The sequence below is a fragment of the Tigheibacillus halophilus genome, assembly GCF_042683165.1.
Taxonomy (GTDB): Bacteria; Bacillota; Bacilli; order Bacillales; family Amphibacillaceae; genus Tigheibacillus; species Tigheibacillus halophilus.
Map to the genome: position 1 here is coordinate 413,442 of NZ_JBHUIZ010000006.1, position 20,666 is coordinate 434,107.

The 20,666-nt window shown below is 43.6% G+C and carries 18 protein-coding genes; 13 read left to right on the plus strand and 5 right to left on the minus strand.

Features of this window, described 5'->3' with window-relative positions:
- Positions 1–53: 53 nt before the first annotated feature.
- The 4 genes from ACFSMW_RS10280 to ACFSMW_RS10295 form a co-directional block, all read right to left on the minus strand.
- On the minus strand, positions 54–1,805 hold the full coding sequence (locus ACFSMW_RS10280) for a glycoside hydrolase family 26 protein (RefSeq protein ID WP_390355361.1): 1,752 nt from the start codon (positions 1,803–1,805) through the stop codon (positions 54–56).
- A gap of 280 nt (positions 1,806–2,085) precedes the next feature.
- Entirely contained in the window at positions 2,086–3,168 is a 1,083-nt protein-coding gene (csaB, locus tag ACFSMW_RS10285; protein WP_390355363.1) for a polysaccharide pyruvyl transferase CsaB, read from the minus strand.
- A gap of 5 nt (positions 3,169–3,173) precedes the next feature.
- Positions 3,174–5,066: a DUF5693 family protein gene (locus ACFSMW_RS10290; RefSeq protein WP_390355365.1), complete on the minus strand. Its 1,893-nt coding sequence runs from the start codon at positions 5,064–5,066 to the stop codon at positions 3,174–3,176.
- A 331-nt stretch (positions 5,067–5,397) separates the two neighbouring features.
- Positions 5,398–6,471: a glycosyltransferase family 2 protein gene (locus tag ACFSMW_RS10295; protein WP_390355367.1), complete on the minus strand. Its 1,074-nt coding sequence runs from the start codon at positions 6,469–6,471 to the stop codon at positions 5,398–5,400.
- Between the two features lie 349 nt (positions 6,472–6,820).
- Here ACFSMW_RS10295 and ACFSMW_RS10300 point away from each other — a divergent pair, with 349 nt between their 5' ends.
- The 4 genes from ACFSMW_RS10300 to ACFSMW_RS10315 all read left to right on the plus strand — a co-directional run bounded on the left by ACFSMW_RS10300 (position 6,821) and on the right by ACFSMW_RS10315 (position 11,144).
- Positions 6,821–7,876, plus strand: a complete 1,056-nt coding sequence (locus ACFSMW_RS10300) for a glycosyltransferase family 4 protein (RefSeq protein ID WP_390355369.1) — start codon at positions 6,821–6,823, stop codon at positions 7,874–7,876.
- Between the two features lie 193 nt (positions 7,877–8,069).
- A complete protein-coding gene (locus ACFSMW_RS10305) occupies positions 8,070–8,750 on the plus strand; it encodes a uracil-DNA glycosylase (protein ID WP_390355371.1) in 681 nt (226 codons plus the stop codon).
- Positions 8,751–9,034: 284 nt separating this feature from the next.
- Positions 9,035–10,369, plus strand: a complete 1,335-nt coding sequence (locus tag ACFSMW_RS10310) for an MFS transporter (protein ID WP_390355373.1) — start codon at positions 9,035–9,037, stop codon at positions 10,367–10,369.
- Between the two features lie 4 nt (positions 10,370–10,373).
- Positions 10,374–11,144 (plus strand): sugar phosphate isomerase/epimerase family protein, encoded by a 771-nt coding sequence (locus tag ACFSMW_RS10315; protein WP_390355375.1) that lies wholly within the window; start codon positions 10,374–10,376, stop codon positions 11,142–11,144.
- Positions 11,145–11,249: 105 nt separating this feature from the next.
- Here ACFSMW_RS10315 and ACFSMW_RS10320 read toward each other — a convergent pair whose 3' ends face one another.
- Positions 11,250–12,458: an LCP family protein gene (locus tag ACFSMW_RS10320; RefSeq protein WP_390355377.1), complete on the minus strand. Its 1,209-nt coding sequence runs from the start codon at positions 12,456–12,458 to the stop codon at positions 11,250–11,252.
- A gap of 338 nt (positions 12,459–12,796) precedes the next feature.
- Here ACFSMW_RS10320 and ACFSMW_RS10325 point away from each other — a divergent pair, with 338 nt between their 5' ends.
- The 9 genes from ACFSMW_RS10325 to ACFSMW_RS10365 all read left to right on the plus strand — a co-directional run bounded on the left by ACFSMW_RS10325 (position 12,797) and on the right by ACFSMW_RS10365 (position 20,634).
- Complete coding sequence (locus ACFSMW_RS10325) at positions 12,797–13,528, plus strand: WecB/TagA/CpsF family glycosyltransferase (RefSeq protein WP_390355378.1); 732 nt, start codon at positions 12,797–12,799, stop codon at positions 13,526–13,528.
- 165 nt (positions 13,529–13,693) lie between these two features.
- Positions 13,694–13,912 (plus strand): DUF1659 domain-containing protein, encoded by a 219-nt coding sequence (locus tag ACFSMW_RS10330; protein WP_390355380.1) that lies wholly within the window; start codon positions 13,694–13,696, stop codon positions 13,910–13,912.
- Between the two features lie 65 nt (positions 13,913–13,977).
- Positions 13,978–14,193 carry a DUF2922 domain-containing protein gene (locus ACFSMW_RS10335; protein WP_390355382.1) on the plus strand — a complete coding sequence of 72 codons (216 nt, stop codon included), beginning with the start codon at positions 13,978–13,980 and terminating at the stop codon, positions 14,191–14,193.
- A gap of 166 nt (positions 14,194–14,359) precedes the next feature.
- On the plus strand, positions 14,360–14,494 hold the full coding sequence (locus ACFSMW_RS10340) for a YvrJ family protein (RefSeq protein ID WP_390355454.1): 135 nt from the start codon (positions 14,360–14,362) through the stop codon (positions 14,492–14,494).
- Between the two features lie 425 nt (positions 14,495–14,919).
- Positions 14,920–15,561, plus strand: coding sequence for a phosphate signaling complex PhoU family protein (locus ACFSMW_RS10345; RefSeq protein WP_390355383.1), 642 nt, complete (start codon positions 14,920–14,922; stop codon positions 15,559–15,561).
- A 15-nt stretch (positions 15,562–15,576) separates the two neighbouring features.
- Positions 15,577–17,187 (plus strand): Na/Pi cotransporter family protein, encoded by a 1,611-nt coding sequence (locus ACFSMW_RS10350; protein WP_390355384.1) that lies wholly within the window; start codon positions 15,577–15,579, stop codon positions 17,185–17,187.
- Between the two features lie 381 nt (positions 17,188–17,568).
- The gene (locus ACFSMW_RS10355) at positions 17,569–18,489 is read left to right on the plus strand and encodes a carbohydrate ABC transporter permease (RefSeq protein ID WP_390355385.1); all 921 of its coding nucleotides are present in this window, start codon (positions 17,569–17,571) and stop codon (positions 18,487–18,489) included.
- A complete protein-coding gene (locus ACFSMW_RS10360) occupies positions 18,486–19,295 on the plus strand; it encodes a carbohydrate ABC transporter permease (protein WP_390355386.1) in 810 nt (269 codons plus the stop codon). The genes ACFSMW_RS10355 and ACFSMW_RS10360 overlap by 4 nt, the downstream gene beginning before the upstream one ends.
- Positions 19,296–19,311: 16 nt before the next feature.
- The gene (locus ACFSMW_RS10365) at positions 19,312–20,634 is read left to right on the plus strand and encodes an ABC transporter substrate-binding protein (RefSeq protein WP_390355388.1); all 1,323 of its coding nucleotides are present in this window, start codon (positions 19,312–19,314) and stop codon (positions 20,632–20,634) included.
- Positions 20,635–20,666: the final 32 nt, after the last annotated feature.

Sequence of the window (20,666 nt, forward strand, 5' to 3'; positions counted from 1 at the left end):
GATGCTTATCACAATAAAGAGGCGAGGGACAGTGAACTGCCCCCTCCGTCTCTTTATTGAATTAAAGTGTCTTCCCATATGTGAAGGTCGCCATCTTTATGTTCGTACTTTATATGGAAGGCTTCCAAAATTTCGATGATGGGGAGGCCGGTCAGCGCTCTTTTTTCAAAAAAGGCTGCTTTGTCGATTTGGTGTTTTTCAGTGCGAAAACTTGCTGTCTTTCCGTTATAGATGAGCTGCAAATGGCTGCTGTCCGAGCCCTTTGCCGTTTGCATTCCAAGATAGTCCTTCACAAAGGAGGCATCAACATATAATTTCTCCTCATAACGGAACATGAAATCGCGGTATGTGAAGGTTTCAGCATCACTGACCCTATCATTCTGCGCAATTGTTGACAGATAAGCAGGGTCTTTCACTGCATTAGCATAGGCATTTAAAATATGTTTATTTTCTGTTATGGCGTAGTTATTGATTTTTCTTCCTTCCGGTGCGTTCACCAGATTATTGACATCAAAGTAATAAATGAATTTCACCCGTGGATACAACTTAGGCAACAAACGATACATTCTGCTTATTTTTTCTTCAGCGAACTTAGTGTGATGCCTGCCATCTGTCGTCGTGTAATTACTCGCGCCGAACTCTCCGATGACAATCGGCTTTCTGGCACTGAAAGTATTGTATACATAATCAAGCAGATGCAAAGGATCCTCAAAATCCGCTTTCTCCTGCACTTGGTCATTGTGGTAAACCACATTATAAATATTGACGCCGACATAATCGACATATTCATCTCCAGGGTAAAATTCCTTGATGGTTTTCTCTGGCATTGTAAACACATTCCATAACATCATGACATTCGGTGCGTTTGCTTTCATTACCTCGTGGACAAGCCGCCACTTTTCAATGTATTGCTTGGCGTGACCTGAATAAAAAGTCCACGTACCATTCATTTCACTCGCATAACGCAGCAGCACAGGGACATCAGCTTTTGCGGCTTCTTTGGCAAATTGCAGCAAATACGCATCATCTTTCACCTCGTCCAATCCATTATTCGGCTCCCAAGCGATTTGCGGAAACCCGCCTGCCTGTTTGACTCCCGCCACCCACTTTTTTGGAAACGGTTTGCCATAGCCGACATATTTAAAAAAGGAGGCGTGCTGTTTCCCTGTCAACGAATTGAACTTTTCCATGCTTGTTTGAATATGTTCATCCTGTAACACATACCCCCCTGCATAAAGGCCATTTCTCGGTTCGTAAGGTGAGCGGGGCACATCGCGCTTATGTAAAAACAAGCTTGCACCGATATTTTGTTCGATAGGCGGTTTTTGCTGTTCTTCCGGGCTGGATAAGGCAACCGTATGTGTTTTTTTATGCAAATAAAAATCGATGTTGATCCCCAGGAATTTTTCCAAATGAGAGCCGGGAAGATAAATTGTGCCATGTTTTTCCAGATACGGTTGGATTTCATCCGATTGCACATTTGCCAATTCACCATTTTGATATGTAAGGCTGCGGCCTTTAAAAGATATGGAAAGCGTGTCGCCTTTTTTTACTCGATGGATGGAAAGGATGTTTTCCAAATCTCGCAACGAAAAATAAACGGTATCGTTTTTTTCTAAAAGGGCGTGTGAGAGCTTATAATGGCTGCCATCGAATACAACATCATCGGAAAATCCAGTACTCTGGCCGGTTGGACGAAGCTTGTTTTTCAGACTGTCGACAATCATCGCCGGCCCACTTAGGAAAAAGAAGACCAAGCAGCCTGTCATGATCAATAAAAGCATGATGGCATGTCTTTTTTTCATGATATCCCTCTGTTTCTGTGCCTAATGTAAGTTACCCGCAGGTGGTTGCCCGTTGCTGTTGCTGCAGGCCGTGAATACTAATCAAATTGGAGCCTTCGCACAATTAACTTGTCACTTGGGCGAAAATACTTGTCCTGGACGCAAATACTAGTCACCAAGTGGAGGTTACTTGTCAGTTCGGAGCACATACTTGTCAGATTGTGCATTTTACTTGTCACTTCGCGCAATTAACTTGTCACTCGAACAAAAATACTTGTCCCAGCCGCAAATCGCATACGAGTCACGTTCCAGTGAACAGTTCTGTAACAGCTTGCTGGAAGCTGTGGGTAGCATGTTTCTGCATGCTGCGTATACGGCTGTCCAGCTTTTCTTTCTGCAGATCAGCGTTTTTCATGATGTGGTTCACACTCTGCAATAGTTTTTTGTCGCACCAATTATCTTGGTCTAAGTGGCCGATGACGGGCTGGTCGCACATGGAGGCGAAGGAATCCACTTTCGGGTCATAGGAAATTGCTACGAATGGCGTGTTTGTAATGGCAGAAAAAATGAGAGCATGGAGTCTGATGCCAATTAATAAATCTGCGCAGCCAATGATAGAAATCTTTTCCTTTAATGATAAAGAACTTGGCACCAGATAACTTTTTTGCTCCATCAATGTGGCGGTTTGTTCAGAAACGGCTTCATCCAATTTTCCATGCATTGGTACAAAGATGATCGTATTGCCGTCATTGGCTAGCTGGTCGAGGCACAAGGCAATCCGCTTTTTGAAATCCATCGCGGCCGGCCAATCTCTGACACTCACTGCAATGATGGGACTTGCAACCTGATTTATTTCGAGCCATTCGTTTTTAAATGCGGTGCAATCCAGACCGATGACTGGATCGGGCACTACTTGAATCGGCCGGCTGACGCCAAGCTGTTTCAATAGGTTCATGGAGGCGGCATCACGAACGGTGACTTGCGAAGCGTTGTTCAACACGCGCTTTACAATCCACTGATTGTGTCGGCGTTGAATCGGTCCCATTCCCTGTGCGTAAACAAAGACAGGTTTTTTCAACCACTGAGCGACCTTCATGATGCCAGTGTAGTATGGAATGGATCTGATTCCGGTATGGTCCTGAAGCAAACTGCCTCCGCCGCTTAAAAGCCCATTCGATTGCCTGATTGCTGCATAAATTTCTCGCGGGCGCCAGCGGTTCACTGCTTGCACACCATATGATTTACTGGTGGCTTCCGGATCATTAGATAGTACAGTGATACGGGCATCTGGCTTGAATTGCTTCAATGCTTGGATGATGGCATACAGAATGGCTTCATCTCCGTCATTGTCAAAGCCATAATAACCTGACAGTACGATGTGCATGTGAGTCACCTCTTAATGGATTTCGCAGCTTGGTATTTGTTCCAGTAGTTTCCGATCCATTTGCATAGGAAAATAATGACCACTCCGACGATGTATCCGAATAAAATCCCGTAGAACGAACGCAGTGTCGAAACAAATAAAGGAATATGAAAATGGGTAAACGTGTTTATGGTCGATAAAAATCCGATGCTCGCTGGGATAAGCAGTACACGCCCCCATTTTTTTCCGCTGCCGATCGCGTAAAGTGCAGCAATGAACGCAGGAAAACCGATCAACACTTCTTTCGTTCGCGGGCGTGTATAAAGGATTTCTTCCAGCGCCTGCCGAATGTACAACTCTATTCCGCTTACACTGCCTCCATTACCGGTTCTTGAAATATAATAAAGGCCAATGACCGCCATACAACCAATTACCAGTAAATGCCAAAAGGTAACAGGCATATGCAGGAACTGAATCAAGGAATTGCTTTCGGAACGTTTGGCCAGGAATGCTTTGCAAACAAAGTATGCCACTGCCAGGATGGGGATGATATATACCAGCTTGACGCCTCTAAAAAGCTCGAAGCCGGTAATGAATCCGTTATTATTCAGAAGACTGGTCACAATGACGATGCCGATGACCGTCACGCAAATAGCCTGGAGGTAACGGAATGAAATGGCGAGCATGGAGCGTGCACCATCCCAGGCAAACATGGTGGCAGTTATTGGTGTAACAATGGCAATGAGAAGGGTGAACGCTTTGAGCCATGCGACTTGCTGAGTTAAGAAATAGACAATTGCTAACAGCAAAAGCAATCCGGCGAGCAGGATACGGTTTTTTTGGCAGAGTATATGCACCGTAACAAGAAAAATAAATAATATACCCGCCAGCATGACTGCGGCTTTTGCCCATAAAGGAACATCCAGCGGAGCATACTGGGTGGGATGACCCAGGACGAATTTCTCCGGTAGACCCTGTTGGAGATTCCGGGAAAATTGGGCGGTTTGCGCAAGAACTTGGTTTATGCTTTTCGATTCGTCAGATATATGAATGAAGAGAGATCGTATATTTCGCTCTTTGATGGCGCGGATGGCCCGGTCTGTATTGTTTCCCAATGTATCTGCATTCAAATCCAGACTGTGCTGGCGGATGACAGCATAATTGGTGCTTTTTGCAATGGCTGTCAGGCCCTTTTGCTTCGCAAACTCGATCGTATAAAAAAGGAAACCGGATGCGGACAGTTTCTTTGCATATGTGTCTATTGTTTCCAGATCAGGATAGCCCGATACTTCCTCTCCTGAAAAGAGAATCCCGGTATGCAAATCCTGCTTCATGTGCAGGAGCTGTTTGATCAATTGCTGATTTCGGCTTGCTGAAACGGTATTATCCATTCTGAAGATAGGCTGCATCCCTGCTCCTTCGATCATTTGCACTGCAGTTGGATCATAACCGAGGGCTGTTGATTTGTTATACCTGAGACGTTCACTGATAAAATAAAAATCATTGTCAGCAATATGTAATTTTTGCGGGTGCAGATAGTTCTGAATCCATTGCTCGTCCTGGGAATTTTCAGGAATTGGCACATAGTAACCATCGCGAAGCTTAATCTCATCCAAACTGCTATTTCCGAAGCGGAGCGCTTCCAGTAACTGCTGCTTACTGTAAATAGATATCCGTTGCTGCTGCTCGAGATCAGAAAGTGATAGTGGCTGAAAGCTGACAGTGTTCACTCCAGCTTTTCGTAATTGTTGAAGCACTCGTTCCATGTCCGTTCGCTGGAATGAAGTCATGAGTTCTTCATAGGGGATAACCAATTCATATGTATGGTGTTTTGTTTCCAATGTCCATCTATGTACAAGTCCTGGTATACTTACCAACAGCAGGAGCACAACAAGCGCCCAAAGCCAAATCTTTTTCAATACGTCAACCTGCCTTTCGTTATCCAGCCGGAACAAGGACTCCCTTGCGTAATGATATTTTTCATGTTTTTAAGGTAGTCGCAAAAGTAGATATGGCATCCATCTCTGCTGCAAATAGGATGAATTGAGGCCCAAGCTTCAAAAGGCGGACACAGCGTGAAAGCCCCCATCAAAGCCAGCAGCATCTTTCAGCACTTCTTTTCAAAAAATGAAAGGAGAAAAATGATGATTGCCATGTACAAAAGAAAGTATACGGTTAGTGTTACCAAGGCAGCCCACTTCCATCCGGGATATTGGACAGGAAGAAGATTTCCCGGTGCGAGCAGTGCTTCTAAGATAATTTGCGGGCAGATCGGGACTTTTTCCATAAATGATAAAACGGTGACATTGGTCGTTTTAGGAGGTGCTTTGTCTTAAAGTAAGAATATATACCTTGCACATTGTGTGTTTTCAACATGGAGGCGACAGCTTTTTCCTGCATGCTGTTATTCGGATATTGCATGCTGTGTTGCATATCGCTATTCATTAACCATTCCGAAATGATTCCTTTTTTTTGGATGCTTGCTAGTGTATTTGCAGGGTCGAACAAGCTATCGAGCATGCTCAGTGTAAAATTTGCCCGCATCCGCTGGAGCAATACTTTATTTTTCCCGTGAAAAGTATTGTTGGCCTTTAGTAAATTTTCCACTTGCTGATACAGCTTTTGCCGGCTTTCAAATTGACTGTGAAGCGGGATTTGACCAGATTCGTAAGCTGAGGACGTAAAATGATACAGCGGTTCAGCAATGGCATGCATACCCACTGTCTTTTCCCAATATGCCAGATTGAAAAATGCTGTAGCCTCCAAATAAAGGGAACCAGGGAATTTTATTTGATTGTTCTGGATGACTTCATTCCGATATAGTTTATTATTCGGCGAGAAAAGCAAAAATTGGTGAGGAAGCAAGTCGATACGTTCCATAAATTCATGCTTTAGATAGCGTCCTGCTGTCTGAGGAATAGTTTCTTCGGTGAAAAAACGTCGATTCCTATATTCAATTTCCCGGTACCCGCATAAGACCAACTGTGTATCACAATCCATCTTCGCAACCAATTTCTCTGTCATTTCCCCATCGATGTAATCCTCTGCGCTGACAAATTGTACGAATTCGCCACTTGCATATGCCAGACCGTAGTTTAAGGCGGAGACAATGTGAGGAGTTTCAGCTTCAAGCAATACAATACGGGTGTCTTTTTCCGCAAAGGTCTGGCAAATCATCACGCTTTCTTCTGATAAGCAACCATTGATAAGAATGATCTCCAGATCGCGATATGACTGATTGACAATACTATCTATACAATTTACCAAAGAAGCTGTATGGAAGATTGGTACGATGAGACTGACAGTTGCATTATTTTTACCCATATAACAGCACCCTTTCTTATCCTGCATCTATTTTCATTTCTAGCATTGCCTCCTAACTGGTACCGTTATTCCTCCACTTGAATCAATTCAAGTTAATTTTTCTTTGGTGGAGAGCGGCTGCATAGATTCCAGGCTTCAAGAAATAATACAAATGACAGACAAATCTTTACAGTTTTCTGTAGAGAAATTCGCCAATAAGATTTATAATGTGTATAATATGGTTTAACTGGGCATACTAATAAGTTTAGTTCATCGTGCTCACGGATAACGTGGCATTCGCCTTCGTTGCACTTACGCAGTATGGAAATGCATTTAATTTCCTTCTTGCAAAAAAAGAGGTGAACGGCAAATGTTTAGGATTGCTTTTCTTGCCTTCTTGACATTGCTTGCATCGCTGCTAGTTACGCCGATGCTGATACATTTTATAAAAAAATATAATATTACTGACAAACCGAACTACCGTAAAGTGCATAAAAATCCAGTGCCGACATTGGGAGGACTGGCTATTTTTACGAGTTTCCTGATTGGATTACTGATTTTGCAACCGGACAACAAGTATCATCTGGCGATTGTTGCAGGAGCTTTTATTATTGTAGCGATCGGTGTCATTGATGATCTGTGGGATCTGTCACCGAAAATAAAGATGGCCGGCCAGATCGCTGCGGCTGTTTTGGTTGTTTTCTGGGGCGGATTGCAAGTATCCTTCATTAATCTGCCATTTGGCGGGACATTGGAATTCGGATTATTCAGTTCAGTCATTACGATATTATGGATTGTGGGCGTGACGAACGCCATCAACCTGATTGATGGGTTGGATGGTCTTGCTGCCGGAGTATCGGCTATTGCCTTGCTGACATTAGCCGGGATGGCGATGGTCATGCAAAATATTTACGTTGCCACTATGGCCTTGATTTTATTTTTTGCTACGGTTGGATTTTTGCGTTACAATTTTCATCCAGCAAAAATTTTCATGGGTGATACGGGTGCGCTGTTTCTTGGTTATATGATTGCAGTATTATCGCTGCTCGGTTTTAAGAACGTGACACTGATCTCTTTTGTCATTCCAATTTTTATTTTGGGTGTGCCGATTGCGGATACAGTGATCGCCATGATACGGCGTAAAGTGCATAAAAAACCGATATCAAGCCCGGATAGCAGCCATTTGCATCACCGGCTGGTCAAAATGGGATTCAGCCACACACAGACAGTGCTTTTCATTTATGGTTTGAGCATCATGTTCAGTTTGGCAGCCTTCATGTTTTCCATGACAACGACATGGGGATCCGTGCTCATCTTCTTCATTTCGCTGTTCGCTATTCAGATATTGGTGGAAAACCTCGAATTGATTAGTGCGAATTATAAGCCGCTGACAAACCTTCTGAAGGGTTTAAAACATAAAGACTGAAAATAATTGCCCGGGAAATAATTTTGTAGAAACAATGGACAACCTGTCTAACTGGAGGGGTTGTCCATTTGTACTTTTCCCTCGAATAGCGGCGATGCCCAGGAGCGGATTAATGGAATACATGACACTGTTATTTGGTACGGTCAGATTGTTATGATAAGAAAGTGGGTACAGTTTGTAAAGGAGTGGAATCATGGGGAAACAAATACTGAAAAATGACTGGAGAAATCTGTTGGAAGAGGAATTCCATAAGGATTATTATCTGAGGCTGCGAGGATTTCTCAAAAAAGAATATGCCAATTTTACAATCTATCCGGAGATGTACGATATTTTCAATGCCTTGCATTTCACACCATTTCATCAAGTGAAGGTCGTCATACTAGGGCAGGATCCATATCATGGACCGAACCAGGCGCATGGGCTCAGCTTTTCCGTCCAGCCGGGGGTGCCAGCTCCGCCTTCATTACAAAACATATTCAAAGAGTTGGAACAGGATCTTGGTATTTCACCACCGAACCACGGTCATCTCGTCCGGTGGGCAGAGCAGGGCGTGCTGCTGTTGAATACTGTCTTGACGGTGAGAAAGGGACAAGCTCATTCGCATCAAGGTAAAGGCTGGGAAACTTTCACTGATACGGTGATTCGCACGCTGAATCAAAAAGAAGAACCTGTCGTTTATATTCTATGGGGAGCGGCAGCGCAACGAAAACAGGAACTGATCGACACGAATAAGCATGCGATTATCAAAAGTCCTCATCCAAGTCCTTTATCTGCCTATCGCGGATTTTTCGGCAGCAGACCATTTTCCAAAACAAATCGGATTTTGAAGGAGAACGGATTGACAGAAATCGACTGGCGATTACCTGACAAGTGATAAGCTGAAAAAACTTCTATAATTTTGCAGTAGGGTACTGGCCTAGTTGGGTCGATACCATGCTGTGACGCCAACTTGAATGGGTGATTTTTTATTTGACATGTCCGTGTTGTAAGAATATAATGTGATTATCCTATGGAAACGCATTCAATTTCATATGAACGGGTCAGAGAATGAGAGAACCCTCCAAAACGATGTGATAAGTCTGTCTATACAACAGGTTTCACATGGTTTTGGAGGTTTTTTGTTTCAAAGGGAAATGATCAAACGAGGGAGGAAAAATAATGAGTTTTGACAAATTGGACACGCCTGCTGATGCAAAGAAATTGCAGAAGTTTCAGCGCAAGGTAGCTTTTGTATCCGCTGGGGGAACATTTTTGGATGGTTTCGATTTGACCATCATTGCCGTCGCCATGCCGCTGATTCTGAAAAACTGGGATGTCACTGCCGGCGAACAAAGCATGATTGTCGCCTCGGCAATCGTCGGTTCGTTTATCGGAGCCTCCTGGCTTGGGAATTTGACCGATAAATTTGGCAGAAAAGCGATGTATATTGTCGATTTGCTGGCATTTGTCGTATTCGCAGCGCTATCTGCTTTTTCTACAGGTGTATGGCAGCTGGTGATATTCCGATTCTTGCTTGGTGTGGGAATTGGAGCCGACTATCCGATTTCTGCAACATTGGTGTCTGAATTCAGCTCGACAAAAAGCAGGGGGAAGTCAGGGACGTTTTTAGGCATGATGTGGTTTGTGGGAGCAGTTGTTGCATATATTTCCGGAATTCTCATGCTGCCAATGGGGGATAATGCTTGGCGCTACATGATTTTGTTAGGAGCTGTCTTCGCTATCATCATTTTCATTTTCAGGCTTGGACTGCCCGAATCGCCAAGATGGCTGGTTTCCAAGGGTCGTGAAAAGGAAGCAGAAAACATTATGTATGAGTTGACTGGTCATCGAACAGTGATTGAACCAGATACAGAAAAGAAATACCCATTGCGTTATCTGTTTTCTTCCACTTTATTCAAGCGAACGTTTTTTGTTTGTGGCTTCTGGTTCTGTTATGCGATTGCTTATTACGGCATTTCGATGTATACGCCTACATTGCTGTCGGCATTTACGAAGGGGTCATTGCAGGAAACATATTTAGCGTCTTCAGTGGTCAGTGTTCTCGGCTTGATTGGGGCATTGATCGGTTCGAATTTAGTTGATAATTGGGGCAGACGTCCGCTGATCATCACTTCCTTTTCAGGATTGACAATCGGCTTGCTGCTGCTGGCGCTCAATCCGCATCCGACATTGGCTTTTTTAGTGATTCTGTTCAGTGCGGCTGTTTTGTTCGCCAATATGGGTGGCGGTATCTTGAATTTCGTTTATCCGACTGAATTGTTTCCAACAAGCATCAGAGCTTCGGCAGCAGGCTTCGCAACTTCTGTGAGCAGAATTGGCTCTATTCTTGGGACTTTGGTGTTTCCGAATTTTGTAGCTTGGTGGGGGAACAGTTCAGCACTTTGGTTCTTTACCGTCATCGGATTTTGCGGACTGGTGATTTCAGTTGCGCTGGCCCCGGAAACGAAAGGAAGAAAATTGGAAGACATCAATTATTATGCGAAAGGATCGTGATCATATGGAAAAATGGTTAAGCTTATGGTCTATCGGACAGGAAGCAGACTTGAAAGCATTTCGCCAAATCAAAGATGCAGGGTTTGTCGGAGTAGAGATCTGGGCAGAGCATGTATGTGCAGACGATTATTTGGAATTTGCCAGGCAGTGTGATTTAAGAATCGGCCTGCATTTGCCATTTCATGATATGAATCTGGCAACCCCGGATGATAGTGTGAGAGACAGAATGCTAGAAGTGAACCAGCAGTGGCTGGAAAAGCTGGCTGAATATGGCGGAGAGCATGCGGTGATACATGGTGGGCAAGCATGGTCTTCGGAAGAACGGGAAGCTGCTTTGGAAAATGTCAGACACAGGCTTCTAAAGCTTCGTGAAATAGCTGAAGCAAACCATGTGACATTACTGTTGGAGAATTTGATACCGGATAAACTTAACTATGGGCATATTGTAGCATCGACCGTTGCTGAATGGTGCGGTCTTCTGAAGGGGACGGATATTCAAGCCTGCCTGGATACAGGACATTTGGCGGTAATGGGGGATTCGCTGCCTGAAACAATTAACCTTTTGGGGGAACGTCTGGCATCTGTCCATTATTCCGCTAACGATGCTGTCGCTGATTTGCATTTGATACCGGAAAATCATGCAGAACTGTTGGCTGCCTTACGCGAAATCGACTACCAGGGGCCAATCGTATATGAACTTAATCCATATAAATACTCGCTGAAAGATATTTTGGAAAGTACTTCCGTCCAAGAATTGCTGCAAATGGAGATATGAAGATAAGGGGCATCATGACATCGTCATCCCAAAACACGATAATCATCAAAACCGGCGAAGCAAGCGCTTCGCCGGTTTTGGTATAGTCGGCCTTGGAGGGAGTTTTTAGTACTGCCCGTCGTCTGTCTGTGAGCCGTCATCATATTGTCCGTCATTTTGGTTTTGGTCATTATATTGATTTTGGTCCTGGCCGTCGTATTGATTCTGGTCTTGGCTATTATTCGGATCTTGGCCATTTTCGCCTTGACCATTGTCTGTACCATCTTCAGTGCCATCGTTTGTTTGCGGACCATCATTGAATTTACTTGTATCTGGATTGATCTCCAGGTGCTTCTGCAATTCTTTTCTTGTTTCTTCCAATTTCAAATCATCCAGCTTGAAGTAATATACCCTGCTGCCAGCGGAATTGTATGTCCACCAATCTTCTCCAGCAAGGGAGTTGGTGTCGATGGAAAGTTTTTTGCCGCTTGTGCCATAGGAAATGAAGCTTTTCATTTCGCTGAATGTCATATTCGTTTTCATGTTCTTTCCGACTGCTTCGATAATGTTATCGAATTTGAGAACAGATTTCAGGCTGGCGGATTTGCTCATGACAGCTTTCAGAATTTCCTGCTGTCTCTTTCCGCGCTCAATATCATTGTCATAATGTCTTGTACGCGCGAACGCCAAGGCTTCTTCGCCATTCAATGTTTGCTTGCCGGGCTTCAAATGGATGGCATCTGCTTTATCCTTGGAGTCCTGTTCTTTCATTTCATATGGTACGTCGACTTCCACACCATCTATGGCATCTACGACTTCCAGGAAGGCTTCGAAGTTAATGGTGACATAATAGTCGATAGGAATATGAAGGAGATTCTCCGTTGTTTCCATCGCTGCTTTTGGACCGCCGAATTTATGGGCATGATTGATTTTTGTTTCGTAGCCGACTTCAGGGATATACACATAAGAATCTCGCGGGATGCTCAGCAGTTTGACGCTTTTGTCATCTTTGTTCAGTGTCGCGACCATCATGGAATCAGTCCGTGCATCTTTAGCGTTATTTCTTTTTTCGCTTTCATCAATTCCCATGATCAGGATGGACACATTGTCAAAATCCGGATCGACTTCTTTATCGCGCAAATCCGACTTTTTTCTGCCGTCATCGACATAGGATTCAGAGAATACGGAGTCTGCTTTGATGTAAAGATATGTTGCATAAGAAAATGCTGCCACAAATACAAGAAGCGGAACAAGAATGAAAAAGACCCGCTTGCGCAATTTACGTTTTCTGACACGTCTTGTATGCGGCTGGCGCGGTGTGTTATTTTTCGACATTATTTATTTCTCCCCTGTTTTGTTGGATTCAGTTCCGGTTTGCGTATGCATGGGCTTCTAACTATAATTAGTGTAGAAAGCTGATGCATTACGCACGATTATTCGCAGGAAAGGTGGTTTACCTTCCTGTAAAGCAAGGAAATACAATATAGCTATGGCGAATGCCACCATTTTTAAGATTGATTTATCTATAGACTAAACTTTATTCTACTATGTTTAGGCTCATTCGTAAATGCCAGTTATATTACAATTTTGTAAGTTTAGTGACATACCATAGTCAAAATTTCGTATTATAATAAGCTTGAAACGCGGCGCAAACGTTGGAAAGGTTGCAAAATATGGAATTGAAGAAAAAAGTCGAAATGATGGATATCGCATTTTTGAATACGACAAAACAAGCACTGCTGAAGGATCATTTGGAACCGGCATTGCAAAAGCAGGAAAAGACCTTCATTGTCACAGCCAATCCGGAAATCGTCATGAAGACAAGAGAAGACGAGGAATACAAACAAATTGTGCAGTCTGCAGACTATGTCATCGCGGACGGCATCGGTATCGTTAAAGCTTCAGCCATCAAAAAACAGCCATTGCAGGAAAGGATTCCAGGGTTTGAATTGATGGTGGATCTGCTTGATTATGCGGATGAAAAAGGGCTGCGCTGTTATTTCCTTGGAGCGAGGGAGGATGTATCTGAAAAAACAGTTCAAACTGTAGCGAAAAATTTCCCTGATTTGGTGATTGCAGGTCATCACCATGGTTTTTTTGACCTGGATGATGAGCGGATTGCCGCCGATATCAAACGGGCCCAACCCGATTTGATTTTTGTTGCATTGGGACTCCCGCGGCAGGAACAGTGGATCGCCAGGTATCTGGACATATTTGATAAAGGTTTGTTCATGGGCGTTGGAGGAAGCTTCGACACCTTAACGGGAGAGGTGCCTCGGGCGCCTAAATTTTGGATCGACTTGAATTTGGAATGGTTTTACCGTCTGCTTAAGCAGCCATTCCGCTGGAAGCGGATATTGAAGGTATTCACTTTTATGTTCTTGATCCTTTTCAAAAGGGAATAAATGACGTATGGAGAAAAAGCTGAAATCCTTGCTGGGATTTCAGCTTTTTTTGCGGGTGGCGCCGCCTGGTCAGGCTAAGGTTCATGTATGTTCCATCTGTTTCTGTTCCTCACCTGCCCCTTCCTCGCTGTTCTATACGAATATAAGGGTGAGGAGGTGATTCACATGGCGGCATCAGAGGTGATGCGTTCAACATTACGCCTTGTCTTTTATGACGGGGAGGATGAAGAAACTGGAAAGCCGGTCTATAAAGGCAAAAACTTCAATATTCGTCTTGAAGCAACTGCCGAACAGCTGTATGAAACTGCAGAAGCTTTTGCCGGCTTGCAGCAGCGCCCATTGTATAATGTGGTGCGAAATGACAGCTCGGAAATCAAGGCATAACAAACAGCAAGGCGTGACGGTTGAATCAGGTCAGCTTTGTATGTCACAGGAAAGGAGGGGGAGTCATGAAAAAACTGGAGCTCAAATTTGAAAACGATGACAAGAAAATCGTGACCTTTTCAGTGGATAATCCTGTTGAACCGGCAGACCCGGCAGCGGTGAACGACGCGATGGATACGATTATAGCGCAAAACGCTTTGATCACTTCCGGCGGGACATTGACAGGAAAGAAGAGTGCCCGCATTGTAGAAACGACTGCTGAAGACATCGCATTGTTTTAACCGGCAAGCCAGCAAATGATTTATCTTGCAGCAGCGGTTCATGTAAGGAATGAACCGAGGCTAATATGCAGTGATCCCATATCTTTTCGGTAAGACCGGCCAGCTCTTTCAAGCTGGCCGCTTTCATCAAGAAGGAGCATCTGCCAAGGAGGGAATGATCATGGAAATCGAGGCATGGATCTCCATCATCAAGGATATCGGCTTTCCGATCGCGGTGACATTTTACTTGCTGCACCGTGTGGAGGGGAAGCTGAATCAACTGATTGAATCCATTCACGCTTTACCTGAAAAACTGAAATAATGATAGCTGCAAAAGTCGGCTTTCTGCCTAAAGGCGGAAAGCTTTTTGCATGAAGAATGCATGTTAAATGCTGTGTATAAAGCCGGGGATCATATTTATCATTTTATGATTCTATCAAGACATTGACAACGCTTTCAAAATATGTTTTAATGATTGTTAACTTAATAAATTGTATGGAGAATTGAGATCCACAAAACATTGCCCTGCGGGAGAGTTTTGTGGTTTTTTATTATGAAACTTTTGCAGTGAAAGTCCCGGCAGACTGCCGGGCTTTCTGGCAGCGTATAATAATGCTGCCGATGGCTGCATATAATGGGAGATTGTTTGTGGAAAAAGGAGCGCGCATCTAGTTGCCCGTTTTTGCTGACATGCTTGACAGCAAGAAAACAATTCCAATGAATAATATATAAAAGAAGGTGATTTTCATGTTGACCAGACATAACTATTATGAGGAAAAAAGAATGAAGATTGAAAAACGGGTGTTGAAGGTACTTCATAACCTGATGCAAATGACAGAGCTGTATACGGAATATTTACAGCAGCCGACAGAAGAAAAACTAGCTTGGATTCTCAAAGCAGAAGGTGATGTCAATGAATATGAAGAACGGATTGAAAAATCCATATTGGAAATTATTTCTTTGCAGCAGCTGGACGTGAAAGAAATAAAATGGCTGCTTGGAATGAACAGGATCATCCGGGAGCTGGAAAGGATCGGCGATCAGCTGACGAATATCGTCACTTTGAGTGATGTAGATGATACGAAAGAATTGCAGCCGATGATCAAGACATTTTTCCGCATTGAAGGAGAGATGATCGACTGGGTGAAGCAGGGTATTGCCAATAAGGACAAACAAATTCTCCAAAATGTCATCAAGCAGGATAGGCATGTAAATAAGCTCAACAAAGGAACTTATAATAATCTTGTCCATCTTATCAATGAAAAGGAACATATTACTGAAAGTAATTTGAAAACGATCATCATCAGCAGATTTCTGGAACGGATTGGCGACCATCTGGTTAATGTCGCAAGGACTTATCTGGAAGTATGTGAAGAACGGGAAGAATAGAAAGGACATATTGCGATGGAATTCATACTGCAAAGCATCCTGGGTTTCCTTGGGGGCCTGGGAATTTTTCTATATGGCACACACTTATTGAGTAATGGTCTGCAGCAGCTGGCCGCCTCCAAAATGAGAATGTATCTGACAAAGCTGACGAATACAAGATTGAAAGGCGTATTCAGCGGGATTGTCACCACCTTTTTCCTGCAAAGCAGCACGGTGACAGCCATTTTGATCGTCGGTCTGGTTGGAAGCTCAGCCATTACCCTGTCCCAAGCATTCGGGGTAGTTCTCGGTTCGGCAATCGGTACAACGCTCACGGTGCAGATTTTGACATTCAACATATCAGTCTATTCATCTATCTTTATCTTTCTTGGAGCAGTGTTCATTATCTTTGTCAAACAGAGCAATTGGAAAGTGATTGGTTTGCTTTTGCTTAGTATCGGCTTTATTTTTTTCGGGATTCATATGATTTCCTCTTCTTTAGAGCCGCTTAGTGAAAATCCGCACTTTTTACACAGCCTGACGTCTATTTCCAAAAACCCCCTCCTTTTCGGATTGATTGCGATGGTCTTGACGGTACTGTTTCATAGCAGTGCTGCAATGATCGTCATCGGCATCGCATTCGTCTCGACAGGGGTCCTAAGCGTACACGCGATACTGCCGCTCGTGATCGGAGCCAATGTCGGATCGACGATTCCCGTGATCGTCACCAGTTTGACCACCAATTTGGAAGGGAAGAAGTTGGCCATTTTCAATTTCGTATTCAAATGTTCAGGAGCAATACTGGCATTTGTGCTGCTGCCCTGGCTCACCCATTATGTCGACTTGCTGCCTGGCAACGCAGAGCGGCAGATTGCCAACTTCCATACATTATTCAATATCATCATCGCGGCATTGTTTTTCCCTCTGCTGCCGTTGGTTGCAAGGGTATTTGAAAAAATTTTCCCGACAAAGCTGGAAGAAGAGCCAGTGTATACAGTGCGATTGAGTGAAAGTATGCTGCAGGTGCCGGATGAGGCGTTGAATGCGAGCAAGATGGAAATAACCAAGCTCGCCAACAAAGTGCACGAGGATATGATTCAGCGTCTGTCTGACTATCTGGATGGCAGGCATGAGGGAGGTGCATTGCGGCAGGTCGAGGACTTGATCGACCAATCTTATATCCAGATCCAAAAGTATTTGCTTAAGCTGGGACAGCGGGATTTGACCAGTGAGCAATCCAACCGTGAAGTGAAGCTGCTGAATATCTTAAATGATATCGAGCATATTGGCGACACTGTCGTGCGTTTCATCGGTGTGGCAGACAAGGTAAGCCAGAAAAATGTCGTGTTCAATGAGGATGATGTAGAAGCGTTACGGAAGCTGATGGGCCATATTCAAACCACGTATGAAAATTCACTGCATGCTTTCGATAATGACGATACAAAGATGGCGAAGGGGAATATACAATATCAATCTACCATTGATCAGTTTGAAAAAGATATCAAGTTCGAGCATTACAATAGTCTGATCAATCATAAAGAAAATAATCCTGATATCAGTGCTGTATATTTAGATATTGTCAACCAGCTGCTGCAAGTCAACCATCATGCGATGAATATCTCGCGGACAGTGCTGGGGCTGATTTGAGCATCAAGGCTGAACTTGTTTAAAATATCCTGAAAAACTTGCCATAATATGAAAATCATGTTGACAACGCTTTCAATATTTGGTTTAATAAGAATTAACTTCATATTTCGGATGGAGAATAAGAGATCCACGTAAGTTTCCCTGGGTAGGGAGATTTATGTGGATTTTTATGCTTTCTGTCAAATTGCCAAATTTCAATCGATTGTAAAATCGGTGTAAAAACTTGGCTGGTTATCTAGTAATTGGCAGCAATCCAATTATACTTGGCAGTAGGAAGGGGAAAGAAATTTCTCCTGATGCACCAATGCAACAGTGGCATTTGCCAGCCTGTAACGGATGCCAAACTTTATAAGGTTCTTGTGAGGGGGAAGGAGTGTCAGCATGGAGACGACAGATCGTCATATTTCATTGAAAAAGAAAAGACAAAAAAGAGAATGGAAATTATTTGGGATCGGGATGCTTTATTTAGCTCCAGCCTTGATTTTGCTGCTCGTATTTCTGTTTTATCCAATGGCGAAAACATTGTATTTCAGTTTTTTCAACGTGACAGGCGGTGGAGTGACTGAGGGATTCATAGGGTTGGATAACTATGCGAAGTTATTAAGCTCGCAGGAATTTTTACAGAGTATGAAAGCGACGTTTTTATTTGTATTATACGTTGTTCCAGGAGAGTTGATCATTTCTTTGTTCCTGGCGATTATAGCGAGTGAAAAGATGAAGGGGATGGGCTTTTTCCGCACCGTATTTTCATCGACCCTGGGTGTTTCAGTCGCGGCGGGAGCGACAGTGTTTCTATTCATGTTCCACCCTTCTTTAGGAGCGATCAACAACCTGTTGGGGATGGCAGGAATAGAGCCGATCGAATGGCTGACCAGTTCCAAAATGGCATTGGTTTCCATAGCGATTACAACGATTTGGATGCATATCGGGATCAATTTCATCATCTTGCTTGGCGGTATACAAAACATCCCGGAAGAAATGTACGAGAGTGCCAAGATCGATGGGGCAGGGTACTTCTCCAGATTGTTCAAGATTACGATTCCATTATTATCGCCAGTGCTGTTTTTTGTACTGATCATCGCGGTGATCGGTTCATTCCAGACTTTCGGCCAAATTGACTTGCTGACAAGCGGGGGACCGAATAATTCAACCAATCTGATTGTATATTCCATTTATCAGCAAGCATTCAGTTATGGCCATTTCGGATTTGCCAGTGCACAAGCAATCGTATTGTTCATTGTCATCCTGATTGTAACCATCATTCAGTTCCAAATCGGGGAGAGGAAGGTGCATTATCAATGAAGAAAAAAATACTTATATCAGTGCTGCTGATTATCTCTGCTCTGTTGATATTCGCACCGATTTTATATGCTATTTCAGCAAGTTTCATGTCTCCAAAGGATATATATGCAGGTAAAATCTTTCCTTCCCAATTCAACTTTGATGCTTATAAGGAGGTGATGGACAGTATACCGCTGCTGCATTTTTTATGGGTCAGTTTCTTGATGTCGTTCTTTGTCATGGTAGGTCAATTAGTGGTCTGCAGTCTGTCGGCATATGCGTTCGTGTTCATTCCTTTCAAAGGCAGGAATCTGATTTTCTTTTTATTCCTGTCGACAATGCTGATTCCGTGGGAAGCCACCATCATCCCTAACTTCCTGACAATCCTGCATTTGAATTGGGTGAACACCTATCAAGGATTGACGTTTCCGTTTTTTGCATTGCCATTCGGTATCTTCTTATTAAGACAGCATTTCCTGACATTGCCGAAGGAACTATGGGAGTCAGCCCAGGTGGATGGGTGTTCCAGGTTGAAGTTTTTCTTCAAATTCGTACTGCCGCTGTCTAAATCGTCTTTAAGCGCTTTGGCTGTTTACGGATTTTTGACTACATGGAATAAATACTTATGGCCGTTGCTTGTGACGAATGACAATAGCGTGCGGCCGGTGCAAATCGGTTTGAAGATGCTGATAGCCCAAGAAGGATCGTCCCAATGGAATATGGTCATGGCGGCAGTCGTGATGACATTATTGCCGACATTGCTGTTACTGTTTATCGGTATTAAGTACATTCGCGAAGGATTGACGGCCGGAGCGGTAAAAGGTTAAATCAAAGGGGTGAAATATGATGAAGAAATTAGTGTTTTTATTGGTTGCTTTCACATCCGTATTGGCATTCTCGCTGGCGGGATGCAGTAATAAAAATACATCGTCTGGTTCCGGTTCAGCGGATAGCGGTGATAAAAACAAAACGAATATTGATCTTTGGCATTCTTTAAGCGGTGACAACGGAAAAAACTTTGAGAAGATTGTAGATGATTTCAATAAAGAATCTGATTCTGTACATGTGAATGCTGTTTATCAAGGCGGTTACACCGACGCCATCACAAAAATCCGCGCCGTCGGAGATAAAGAAGTGCCGGCTATTTTACAAGCTTCAGGCACGAATAGAAAATACCTTGCTGAAAGTGATTTTGTAAAGCCGCTGCAAGAAGTCATGGATAAAGAAAAATTTGATACATCCGGCATTGAGGAGAACGTGCTCAATCGGTATACGATCGATGACAAATTGTATTCCATGCCTTTCAGTTCGTCCAATGCAATCATGCTGTACAACAAGGATATGCTGAAGGAAGTAGGGCTTGACCCGGAAAATCCGCCTACCACGTATGAAGAGATCGAAAAGGCATCCCAGAAAATAAAAGATAAAACCAAAAACTATGGTTTTTCATTTGCTACAATCGGCTGGTATTTCGAAGAGCTGCTTGCCAATCAGGGGGAATTATACCTGGATAAGGACAATGGCTTCAGCGGCGAACCAACAAAAACATTGGTCGCAGAGGAAGGCGGCCAAAAGATTTTCAAATGGCTGGATGATATGAACAAAGCGGGTACTTTCAAGAACTATGGTTCGAATTATGAGGATCCGCGCGCACCGTTTTTGGCGGGTCAGCTTGCCATGTATTTGGACTCCTCTGCCAATGTCAGACAAATGGTCGACGAAGCGCCGTTTGAAGTAGGAACAGCGCCACTGCCTGTGCCAGAAGGAGTAGATCCGCATGGGGCGACAGTAGGAGGCAACTCGCTGTACATTACTAACAAACTTTCGGATAAAGAGCAGAAGGCCGCATGGGAATTCATCAAGTATACTGCCAGCCCTAAAGTACAGGCAGAGTGGGCAGCTGCGACAGGATACTTCCCAGTCACTAAAAAAGCGAATGATGAGGCTGAATTGCAGAAAGCGTATGAGAAGTATCCTCAGATGAAAACAGCTGTCGAGGTGAATTCCAACACGTCCGCGACCCCGGAAATGAGTGGTCCTTTATCTGATGAAGGCGAGCAATTCAGGTCAATCATTGAAACGGCCCAAGAGCAAGTGTATGAAGGCAATGATTGGAAAAAGGCACTGGAAGGTGCTGCGAAAAAAATTGATGAATTGCTGAAATAGTATTCCAAATCCATATCAGGTCGAGAATAGAG

What these genes read in the sequence shown, in the direction of transcription:
- ACFSMW_RS10280 (WP_390355361.1), bottom strand. Translation starts at nt 1,805, where the DNA reads ATGAAAAAAAGACATGCCATCATGCTTTTATTGATCATGACAGGCTGC.
- csaB (WP_390355363.1), bottom strand. Translation starts at nt 3,168, where the DNA reads ATGCACATCGTACTGTCAGGTTATTATGGCTTTGACAATGACGGAGAT.
- ACFSMW_RS10295 (WP_390355367.1), bottom strand. Translation starts at nt 6,471, where the DNA reads ATGGGTAAAAATAATGCAACTGTCAGTCTCATCGTACCAATCTTCCAT.
- ACFSMW_RS10300 (WP_390355369.1), top strand. Translation starts at nt 6,821, where the DNA reads ATGTTTAGGATTGCTTTTCTTGCCTTCTTGACATTGCTTGCATCGCTG.
- ACFSMW_RS10305 (WP_390355371.1), top strand. Translation starts at nt 8,070, where the DNA reads ATGGGGAAACAAATACTGAAAAATGACTGGAGAAATCTGTTGGAAGAG.
- ACFSMW_RS10310 (WP_390355373.1), top strand. Translation starts at nt 9,035, where the DNA reads ATGAGTTTTGACAAATTGGACACGCCTGCTGATGCAAAGAAATTGCAG.
- ACFSMW_RS10315 (WP_390355375.1), top strand. Translation starts at nt 10,374, where the DNA reads ATGGAAAAATGGTTAAGCTTATGGTCTATCGGACAGGAAGCAGACTTG.
- ACFSMW_RS10320 (WP_390355377.1), bottom strand. Translation starts at nt 12,458, where the DNA reads ATGTCGAAAAATAACACACCGCGCCAGCCGCATACAAGACGTGTCAGA.
- ACFSMW_RS10325 (WP_390355378.1), top strand. Translation starts at nt 12,797, where the DNA reads ATGGAATTGAAGAAAAAAGTCGAAATGATGGATATCGCATTTTTGAAT.
- ACFSMW_RS10330 (WP_390355380.1), top strand. Translation starts at nt 13,694, where the DNA reads ATGGCGGCATCAGAGGTGATGCGTTCAACATTACGCCTTGTCTTTTAT.
- ACFSMW_RS10335 (WP_390355382.1), top strand. Translation starts at nt 13,978, where the DNA reads ATGAAAAAACTGGAGCTCAAATTTGAAAACGATGACAAGAAAATCGTG.
- ACFSMW_RS10345 (WP_390355383.1), top strand. Translation starts at nt 14,920, where the DNA reads ATGTTGACCAGACATAACTATTATGAGGAAAAAAGAATGAAGATTGAA.
- ACFSMW_RS10350 (WP_390355384.1), top strand. Translation starts at nt 15,577, where the DNA reads ATGGAATTCATACTGCAAAGCATCCTGGGTTTCCTTGGGGGCCTGGGA.
- ACFSMW_RS10355 (WP_390355385.1), top strand. Translation starts at nt 17,569, where the DNA reads ATGGAGACGACAGATCGTCATATTTCATTGAAAAAGAAAAGACAAAAA.
- ACFSMW_RS10360 (WP_390355386.1), top strand. Translation starts at nt 18,486, where the DNA reads ATGAAGAAAAAAATACTTATATCAGTGCTGCTGATTATCTCTGCTCTG.
- ACFSMW_RS10365 (WP_390355388.1), top strand. Translation starts at nt 19,312, where the DNA reads ATGATGAAGAAATTAGTGTTTTTATTGGTTGCTTTCACATCCGTATTG.